Raw genomic sequence first — 4,402 nt, forward strand, 5'->3', positions numbered from 1 at the left:
CGGGGGGCGCCGGCCCCGCAGGGTCGCCTCCCTCCGGCGGGAATGCCCCGCTGGCCGACTTCACCAGTCCCCTGCCGCGCATCACCTACTCCCCCAAGCCCGATGGCCGTCCCGACCCCGGTGAGGTGGTGTGGGCGTGGGTGCCTTTCCAGGAGGACCCCGCGCGCGGCAAGGATCGGCCGGTGCTGCTGATCGCGTGGGATGGCCCGTGGCTGTTGGCGTTGCCGATGACCAGCAAGGACCACGATCGCGACGCCGCTCAGGAGCGCGCGCAGGGGCGGATCTGGGTGGATATCGGGTCCGGCGCGTGGGACGCACGCGGGCGCGCCTCCGAGGTCGGCGTGCACCGGATCCTGCGTGTGGACCCCTCCGCGATCCGGCGCGAGGGTTCCGTCCTGGAGCAGCAGCCGTTCGAGGCGGTGGTCGCCGCGCTCGTGGGTGTTCACGGGTCCGGCCGCTGACGGCGACACCGCTCGGTCAGGGACGCCAGCGCGCGACGAGTTCGTCGAAGTAGGCGTCCAGGTCGGGCTCAACACGGCATACGTCCTGCTCACGATGCCAGCGGACGATCTCTCGCGCTCCTTGAGCAAAGGTGGTCTCCGCGTGCCAGCCCGCCGCGAAGGTCCGGATCTTAGAGTTGTCGAAGACCATCGACTGCGCCTTGTCGCCCAGCAGGCTGCCGGTCAGTTCCGGCCGGCCCTCGCAGATCGCCTCCGAGGCGACGGGGACCAGATGCGCCTCCACACCGGCGGCCGCGGCGAGTGTCGTGAAGAGCGCGTTCCAGGTCAGCGCGGTGTCGGCGGTAATGTGCACCGCCTCCCCGTATGCCGTTGGCTCCCCCAGCAGGGTCGTGAAGGCGCGCGCGAAATCACGCGCGTGGGTCACGGTCCACAAGGAGGTGCCGTCGCCGGGAACGACGACTGGTGCCCCGCGCAGCAGTCGTTCCACCGCGGTCCAGCCGCCGAAGAGCGGCGGGCTGGTCGCGTCATACGTGTGGGATGGGCGCACGATCGTCATCGGGAGTCCGTCGTCGCGATAGCGCTGAACGAGCAGGTCCTCGCAGGCAATCTTGTTGCGGGAGTAGTCCCACAACGGATTGCGTAGGGGTGTGGACTCGGTGACCGGCAGCCGCGAGGGCGGCGTCTGATAGGCCGACGCCGACGAGATAAAGACATAGTGCCCGCAGCGACCGGCGAGTTGATCGAGGCTTTGACGCACATTGTCCGGATGGAAGGCGAGGAAGTCGGCGACGACGTCGAAGCGGCGACCCCCCAAGGCGTGGGCCACCCAGTTGCTGTCGCGGACGTCGGCGTGCATGACCTCGACCCCATCGGGCAAGGCACGGCTCGGCGTCTGTCCGCGGTGGAGGACGCTGACCGTATGCCCGGCCCGCGCCGCCTCGCGGGCGCACGCGGAACTGATCACTCCCGTCCCGCCGTAGAAGAGGACGCTCAGGCCAGCGGCAGCATTCATACGTCGGGACGGTACCGGGCGTCCGCGACAAAGGGCCGGCGCCCGGATCGATCGAGGCCAACACGCCAAGAAGTCGAGCGACTCCTCGACGTGTTGGCCATCTCGATCGGTGTCGGCGTGCCGTAGCCCGCGCGGGGACAGTCAGCGGCCGAAGCCCCGGCTGTTGAGGTCCTGGAGGAGGCCCTCGTTGATCACCGCGTAGATCCCGCGGATCTCGCCGTCCAGCTCCTTGAAGTCGATGGCGCCGTGCAGGTCCGGGACTTCCATCTGGGCGAGCGCCGAGAGCACGCTGCTGCGGATCTGCGCGTCGAGGCGTTCTTCGAGGATCGGCGTCAACTGCAGACCGCCGAGGTCGACCGTGAATTTGCTGCCACTCATCGTGGTGTTCCTTCCTGTGATGGGTCGGCCGAGGCCGGTGCCCCGGACGCTCTGGTGACCACCGGGCAGATCCGGCAGGCGTCGCGCCCGTCCTGGGCGAACCAGCGGCAGCTCGCGCGGATGGCACATCGGGGCAGTTCATCGGCTTGGTACTGATCAGCGACCACGTCCCGCAGCCGGCCGATGAGTGAACACTGCCCCGATGGCGGGCCGGCGGATGACCGGTCGGAAGACGGACTGCTGCTGTCGGGTGGCGGGTCAGCGCGCCAGTGCCCACAGCCGCCGCGCGCGCACGGGGCCGCGAAGCGGAAGTCGGTTGACGCGCGGTCCCGGACCGCGGCGACGAAGTCCGCGTCCGCGGTGAGTTGGCCGGGCAAATAGCCGATCGTCCCATCCGCGCGTCGGATGCCCAGGACGATCACGCCCGGCTCGGCCGCGGCGCTCGGGCAGAGCAGGTCGCGTTGTGCCATGTCGCACCTCCCGTTGGTCTCTCTCTAGTCAGAGAGCAGGACGGCGTCAGCGGTGATACATGCGCGTTGTCGGCCGACGGGGGCAAAGCACAAGGCCACCCAACCCCGTGGGGTGGGTGGCCTTCGCCGAACGACGGGCAAGCCTCAGAGGGAAGCGGCCTTCTTGGCCATCGCCGACTTCTTGTTGGCGGCCTGGTTCTTGTGGATGACGCCCTTGGCGACAGCCTTGTCGAGCTTCCTCGACGCGGCCTGGAGAGCGGTCTTGGCCGCCTCCACGTCGCCCGAGGCCGCAGCCTCGCGGAACTTGCGGACGAAGGTGCGCACCTCGGACTTGACCGCCTTGTTGCGCTCGGTCCGGGTGCGGTTGGTCTTGATCCGCTTGATCTGGGACTTGATATTTGCCACGAACTATCTTTCTGGTTGGTCGGTATGCCGTTGAGGGCGGCAGGCCTCCTCGGGACCGGCGTGGGGATACCTTGCGGAGGATGCCTGGGTGGTGCTTCGTGCGCGCACGACCTTGCGCGCACGCAAGGAGCAAATTTACCAGTGCGGGCGGGCGGCCCCAAACCGACGGGGTCAGCGCCGGCCGGCTCGCTCGCCGGCGATCGTCAGGATGGCGCGTTCGACGGCGTACACCGGGTCGCGCCCACCGCCCTTGACCTCGAAATCGGCCGCCGCGACGGCCTGAATGCAGCGTCCCAGGGCCGGGCCGTCCCAGCCGTTGAGGGCACGGCGCGCGCGATCGACCTGCCAAGGCGCCATCCCGAGATCCCGCGCCAGGTCGGCCGAGCGTCCGGAGCCGGCGGAACCCACACGGACCAGTTGGCGCAGCTGGCCGGCGAGGACGGCGACGATAGGAACGGGATCGAGGCCGGTGCCGAGAGCGTGACGCAGCAGGCGGAGGGCCTCACCCGCATCGCCGGCGATGGCCGCGTCGGCGACACGGAACCCCGTGGCCTCGACCTTGCCCCCGTGATAGGTGAGGACGACCTGCTCATCGATCGTGCCGGTCGTGTCGTCGACCAGCTGCAGGCATGCGGCGGCCAACTCGGCGATGTCGTTGCCGACGGCCTCGATGAGCGCCCGGACGGCCCCCGTGGTCGCCTTCCGCCCGGCGCGCCGGAACTCGTTGACGGTGAAGTCCTGTTTGTCGCGGTCGGTCTTGATGGCCGGAGCGTCGATCACGCGGGCCTTGTGATGCTTGAGCGTGTCGACGATCTTCTTGCCGCGGTTGCCGCCTTTGTGGATGACGATGATCCGCAACTTGTCCTCGGTATCGGGGATGACAGCGAGCAGGTCGTTCTGGAATGCCTCGCCGCCCTCGTCCGCATCGGCGACCACGACGGTCTTGGCCTCGCCGAACAGACTGGGGCTGGCCGCCATCGTCAGTTGGCCCGCCTCATACCCCTGGGCCGAGAGCCGGATGACTTCGGCCTCCGGCTGGGCGATGCGGACCTCGGCAAGGGTCTCGGCGAGGGCGCGGTCGATGAGCACCGTCTCGGGCCCGTGAATGAGCACGAGCGGAGGCACGCGGCTCGGGACGGTGACGGGCGCGGTCATACGTCCGAGCTTGCCATGTGGCACCGACAACGGGGCCGGGCACGCTGGCCTCACGAGCTACCGGCGCGGCCAACGGGGTGATCGCGCCACGTGCCGCCGGCGATCGGTGCGTCGACGAGCGGCGGGCGTGGCCGCGCCTTAATCGAAACTGAGTTGCGGCTCGGTGGTGGCCTGCAGGCCCAGACCGTCGAGGCGGGCGGCGATGATCTCCTCCGGCAGTTCGAGAGACTCGGCGAGTTCCCCCAGCGTCAGGCCCATCTCCACACCGTCGCTCAACTCCTCGTCGTCCTGCTCAGTCCACGGGTGTCCCTGGGTGACCGCCGTGCGCGCGTTCTCCGGCGGGGGCGGAGCGGGAGCCTGCGGGCCGGCGGGAGCGTTCGGCCGGGCGTGCGCAGCCCCGTCGGCATCGACCTGCTCAGCGCCCCCAGGGGCGAGGCCGCCGCCGAGTCCGCCTTCGTAGTTACCCGATCCCGGCGGGCCCTGAAGTTGTTTGCTTCCGCGCGGACCCACGATATTGATCG

The 4,402-nt window shown here is 69.6% G+C and carries 6 protein-coding genes and 1 pseudogene; 1 reads left to right on the plus strand and 6 read right to left on the minus strand.

Features of this window, described 5'->3' with window-relative positions:
* A partial coding sequence (locus PKH97_RS14080; RefSeq protein ID WP_324388177.1) for a type II toxin-antitoxin system PemK/MazF family toxin occupies positions 1-461 on the plus strand: 461 nt, incomplete at its 5' end.
* A 16-nt stretch (positions 462-477) separates the two neighbouring features.
* Here PKH97_RS14080 and PKH97_RS14085 read toward each other — a convergent pair.
* The 6 genes and pseudogenes from PKH97_RS14085 to PKH97_RS14110 all read right to left on the minus strand — a co-directional run.
* A complete protein-coding gene (locus PKH97_RS14085; protein ID WP_324388179.1) occupies positions 478-1,473 on the minus strand; it encodes an NAD-dependent epimerase/dehydratase family protein in 996 nt (331 codons plus the stop codon).
* A gap of 141 nt (positions 1,474-1,614) precedes the next feature.
* Complete coding sequence (locus PKH97_RS14090) at positions 1,615-1,851, minus strand: hypothetical protein (protein ID WP_324388180.1); 237 nt, start codon at positions 1,849-1,851, stop codon at positions 1,615-1,617.
* Positions 1,848-2,321 (minus strand): hypothetical protein, encoded by a 474-nt coding sequence (locus tag PKH97_RS14095; RefSeq protein WP_324388181.1) that lies wholly within the window; start codon positions 2,319-2,321, stop codon positions 1,848-1,850. Before PKH97_RS14095 ends, PKH97_RS14090 begins: the two co-directional genes overlap by 4 nt.
* 144 nt (positions 2,322-2,465) lie before the next feature.
* Positions 2,466-2,726 (minus strand): 30S ribosomal protein S20, encoded by a 261-nt coding sequence (rpsT, locus tag PKH97_RS14100; RefSeq protein ID WP_324388182.1) that lies wholly within the window; start codon positions 2,724-2,726, stop codon positions 2,466-2,468.
* A gap of 171 nt (positions 2,727-2,897) precedes the next feature.
* Positions 2,898-3,881, minus strand: coding sequence for a DNA polymerase III subunit delta (gene holA / locus PKH97_RS14105; RefSeq protein ID WP_324388183.1), 984 nt, complete (start codon positions 3,879-3,881; stop codon positions 2,898-2,900).
* Between the two features lie 138 nt (positions 3,882-4,019).
* Positions 4,020-4,402: pseudogene (locus PKH97_RS14110) on the minus strand (hypothetical protein); the annotation flags it as partial.

This window comes from Nostocoides sp. (assembly GCF_035343835.1).
GTDB lineage: Bacteria > Actinomycetota > Actinomycetes > Actinomycetales > Dermatophilaceae > Nostocoides_A > Nostocoides_A vanveenii.

Bases quoted from the DNA above. Each gene is read 5' to 3' on its own strand.
- PKH97_RS14085 (WP_324388179.1), bottom strand. From the start codon at position 1,473: ATGAATGCTGCCGCTGGCCTGAGCGTCCTCTTCTACGGCGGGACGGGA.
- PKH97_RS14095 (WP_324388181.1), bottom strand. From the start codon at position 2,321: ATGGCACAACGCGACCTGCTCTGCCCGAGCGCCGCGGCCGAGCCGGGC.
- holA (WP_324388183.1), bottom strand. From the start codon at position 3,881: ATGACCGCGCCCGTCACCGTCCCGAGCCGCGTGCCTCCGCTCGTGCTC.
- PKH97_RS14090 (WP_324388180.1), bottom strand. From the start codon at position 1,851: ATGAGTGGCAGCAAATTCACGGTCGACCTCGGCGGTCTGCAGTTGACG.